This window comes from Streptomyces sp. NPDC001415 (genome assembly GCF_053597395.1).
Map to the genome: position 1 here is coordinate 1 of NZ_JBSFIE010000073.1, position 5,064 is coordinate 5,064.

Sequence of the window (5,064 nt, forward strand, 5' to 3'; positions counted from 1 at the left end):
CCCAGCACCACATGATCCGCCAGCCACGGATGCGAGGACACCGACAACCGCCCGGTGAACAACACCCCACCCGAGCCCGCCAGTTGAACCGCCGCGCCCAGCATCGGATGCCCCGCAGAATCCAGACCCGCAAACCGCACATCACCCGAACGCGCCACCCGACCCGACGGCCAGAACCGCTCACGCTGGAACGCATACGTCGGCAGATCCACCCACCGCGCACCCGAGCCGGCGAAGACGGCTGACCAGTCGACGGGCACGCCGCTGGCATGCAGACGTGCCACAGCCGTGAGGAGTGCCGGCGCCTCCTGCCGGTCCTTGCGCAGCAGGGGGGTAAGAACCGACTCGTCCGCCGCGGACTCCGCGGCGAGCGCGGAGAGGGCGCCGTCGGGGCCGAGTTCCAGGTACGCCGAGACGCCCTGCGCTTCCAGTGCGCCGACCCCGTCGGCGAAGCGCACTGCTGCACAGACGTGACCGATCCAGTATTCCGCGGAGCACAGTTGCTCCGGGGTGGCGGGTTCACCGGTGACGTTCGAGATCACGGGGATGCGCGGCGCGCTGTACGTCATGCGGTCGGCGACGGCGCGGAAGTCGGCCAGCATCGGTTCCATCAGCGGCGAGTGGAAGGCGTGCGAGACCCGCAGCCTGCTGGTCTCGCGGCCCTCCGCTGCGAAGTGCGCCGCGACGGCCGCTACCGCGTCCTCGACACCGGAGACCACCACCGACGACGGACCATTGACCGCCGCGATCGACACCCCACCCGTCAAGTGCGGAAGAACCTCCTCCTCCGCCGCCCTGATCGCCACCATCGCCCCACCAACGGGCAGTTGCTGCATCAACCGGCCCCGGGCCGCCACCAGCGCGCAGGCGTCCGGGAGGGAGAAGACGCCCGCCACGTGCGCCACGGCGACTTCACCGACGGAGTGCCCGAGCAGTTGGTCCGGGCGCACGCCCCACGACTCCAGCAGGCGGAACAGCGCCACCTCGATCGCGAACAGGGATGTCTGGGCGTACGCGGTCTGGTCCAGCAGCTCCGCGTCCTCACCCCACACCACGTCCCGCAGCGGACGGTCCAAGTGCTCGTCCAAGGAAGCGCACACCGCGTCGAACGCCGCCGCGAAAACCGGATAACGGCCGTACAACTCCCTCCCCATCCCCAGGCGTTGAGACCCCTGGCCCGAGAACAAGAAGGCGAGCTTGCCGGTGCGGGCCCGGTCCTGTGCCACGACGGCCGCCTCACTGCGGCCCTCGGCCAGGGCTGACAGCGAGCGCAGCAGCTCCTCCCGGTCCCCGGCCAGGATCACCGCGCGGTGCTCGAACACCGCGCGGCCCGTCGCCAGTGAGTAGGCGACATCCGTGACCCGCGGCGCCGGCTCACCGTCCAGTCGGGACAGCAACCGCCCTGCCTGGGCGCGCAGCGCCGACTCCGTCCGGCCGGACAACGGCACCAGCACCGGCAGCGCGGCCCCGGCCGTCTCGTCCTCGGCGGCGTCCGATGCATCGCCGGTGTTGGTGTCGGCGAGGTCGGGTTCGGGTTCGGGTTCGGGTTGTTCCAGGATCACGTGCGCGTTCGTACCGCTGATCCCGAAGGACGACACACCCGCACGACGCGGCCCGTCCCCCCGCTCCCACTCAACCGCAGACCTCAACAGCTCAACCGCACCCGCATCCCAGTCAACATGCGACGACGGCACATCCACATGCAACGTCCGCGGCAACACACCATGACGCATCGCCAACACCATCTTGATCACACCCGCAACACCCGAAGCCGCCTGCGCATGCCCAATATTCGACTTCACCGAACCCAACAACAACGGCCGACCCCCCGACCGCCCCTGACCATACGTCGCCAACAACGCCTGAGCCTCGATCGGATCACCGAGCGTCGTACCGGTGCCGTGCGCCTCCACGGCGTCGACGTCACCGGCGGCCAACTGGGCGTTGGCCAGGGCCTGCCGAATCACCCGCTGCTGCGACGGACCATTCGGCGCCGTCAAACCATTCGACGCACCATCCTGATTCACCGCACTACCCCGCACGGTCGCCAAGATCGGGTGCCCATTGCGGCGCGCATCCGACAAACGCTCCAACACCAGGATTCCGGCACCCTCGGCCCAACCCACACCATCAGCCCCATCACCGAACGCCTTGCAACGCCCATCCGAGGACAGCCCACCCTGACGGGAGAACTCCACGAACGTCGTCGGTGTGGACATCACCGTCGCACCGCCCGCCAGAGCCAGCGAGCACTCACCCAGGCGCAATGACTGTGCCGCCAGATGCAGGGCGACCAACGACGACGAACACGCCGTATCCACCGTCACCGCCGGACCCTCGAAACCGAAGGTGTACGACACCCGGCCCGAGGCGATACTGCCCGCGCTGCCGCTGCCCTGATAGCCCTCGAACTCGCGCCCGGACAGCAGCGTCGAGTAGTCGTGGTACATCACGCCGGCGAAGACGCCCGTACGGCTCCCGCGCAGGGTGGCCGGGTCCATACCGGCGCGCTCCAGCGCCTCCCAGGTCGTCTCCAGCAGCAGCCTCTGCTGGGCGTCGGTGGTCAGGGCCTCGCGGGGGCTCATCCCGAAGAACTCGGGGTCGAACTCCGCCGCGTCGTAGAGGAATCCACCGGAGCGGGTGGCGATGGCGCCCTCCCGCTCGGGGTCGTCGGTGTCCTCGATCTCCCAGCCTCGGTCGGTGGGGAAGTCCGAGACGGCGTCCACCCCCTCGGACACCAGCCGCCACAGGTCCTCGGGCGAGGCGACGCCGCCGGGGAAGCGGCAGCTCATGCCGACGATCACCACCGGGTCGTCCGTCAGGGACGGGAGAGCGGATACCGGGAGCGGCGTCTCGGTCTCCGTGCCGAACAGTTCGCCCAGGAGGTGGCCCGCCAGGGCGTCGGCCGTCGGGTAGTCGAACACGGTCGTCGCCGGGAGCCGCAGTCCGGTGGCCCGGCCCAGCAGGTTGCGTAGTTCGATGGCGGTCAGGGAGTCGAAGCCGAGGTCCTGGAAGGCCCGGTCCGGGTCGACCGTCTCCGGGCTCGCATGGCCCAGGACCACCGCTATTTGGGCGCGTACGACATCGAGCAGCGCCTCGCGCCGTTCCGTCGTGGAGAGCCCGGCCAGGCGCTGCGCGATGCCGGCTGCCGCGGCAGCGCCGGATCGGCGGATCCTCGTACGGATCAGGCCTCGCAGCAGCGGCTGGGGCTCGCCCTGCGCGCGGAGCGCCGCGAGGTCCAGGCGGACGGGCAGCGCCGTGGGCTCGGTCGATCCCAGCGCGGCATCGAAGAGGGCCAGGCCCTCCTCGGCGGAGAGCGGTGGCATGCCTGAGCGGGTCATGCGCTGGAGGTCGGCTTCGGTGAGGGTGCCGGTCATGCCACTGTCCTGAGACCACGGACCCCACGCCAGCGACACCGCGGGCAGACCCACCGCCCGACGATGGTGCGCCAACGCATCCAGGAAAGCGTTCCCCGCCGCGTAGTTGGCCTGACCCGCGCTGCCGAACGTGCCGGCCACGGACGAGAACACCACGAACGCGTCCAGATCCAGACCCCGGGTCGCCTCGTGCAGATTCCAGGCCCCGTCCACCTTCGGACGCAACACCGCCGCCAACCTCTCTGGCGTCAGCGACTCCACTACACCATCGTCCAGGACACCAGCCGTATGCACCACCGCCCTGATCCGATGCCGAGCCACCAACTCAGCCACAGCAACCGCGTCGGTCACATCACACGCCTCAACGACTGCTTCGACGCCGCCTTCCCGGAGTTCAGCCACCAACTCCTCGGCACCTTCGGCTGCCGGACCACTCCGGCTCACCAGCAGCAGACTCCGCGCCCCGTGTTCCACCGCCAAGTGACGCGCGATCACGCGCCCCAGACCACCAGTACCGCCAGTGACCAGCACCGCTCCCGACGGGTCCCAGGTCATCGCGTGTTGGGACTGAGTGCGGGCAAGCCGGGCGGCCAGCACCTCGCCGCCGCGCACCAGCAGTTCGGGCTCGTCGGTCGCGAGCCCTTGTGCCAGCACGGTCACATCGGAGTCGTCGGCCAGGTCCACCAGGCCGAAGCGGCTCGGGTTCTCCGACTGCGCCGACCGCACCAGGCCCCGCACGGCGGCGCCCGCGAGATCCTCGCCGGCGACGTCCCCGCGGGCGGCGCCCGCGAGATCCTCGCCGGCGACGTCCCCGCGGGTGACGAAGACCAGGCGCGAGGTGGCGAACCGGTCGTCGGCCAGCCAGGACTGCACCATCTCCAGTGCCCAGGCAGCCGCGCGGTGTACGGACTCCACCACTCCAGCCGCGTCGGCGGGCGGCGTGACCAGGACCGTACCGGGCACGGTCGCTCCGGCCAGGGACTCCAGGTCCGCGAGAGTTCGCCACGGTTCGCCCTCCGGACCGGTGCCGAGCTCGACACGCTCGTCCGTGAGCGGGAGGGGAACCCAGTCGACCTTGAAGAGGGCGTCACGGTCGGCGGCCTGCAACTGCCCGGCCGAGAGCGGACGCACCACCAGCGACTCCACGGAGGCGACCGGCGCACCGGAGGTGTCCGCCATCGCGACCGACATTCCGTTGGCCGTGCCCCGGATTCGGACGCGGAGGTGGGAGGCTCCGGAGGCGTGCAGGGACACTCCGGTCCACGAGAAGGGGACTCCGCCCGCTTCCACTCCGCCCCATGCCGCCGCGTGCAGGGCGGCGTCGAAGAGCGCGGGGTGCAGCCCGTAGGCGTGGCCGTCCGTGCCTTCCGGGAGCCCCACCTCGGCGTAGACGTCTTCGCCGAGCTTCCAGGCCGCGCGCAGGCCCCGGAACACCGGGCCGTACGTGAGCCCGGCATCGGCGAGTTCGTCGTAGCCGTCCGCCACGTCCACCGGCTCGGCGCCCTTCGGAGGCCATGTCGCGGTGTCGAAGGAGACCGCTTCGGCCCCCGTGGTCACCACACCGCTGGCGTGCAGCGTCCAGGGGCCCTCGGCCTCACGCGCATGCACCGACACCGGCCGGCGACCCCCGTCATCGGACTCACCCACCCATACCTGCACCTGGACCGCGCCGTCCGACGCAGGCAGC

General features: G+C 70.7%; 1 pseudogene. It reads right to left on the reverse strand.

From position 1 onward, the window contains the following. Positions 1–5,048 (reverse strand): annotated as a pseudogene (locus tag ACWC2B_RS37945) (type I polyketide synthase); the annotation flags it as partial. Positions 5,049–5,064 lie beyond the last annotated feature (16 nt).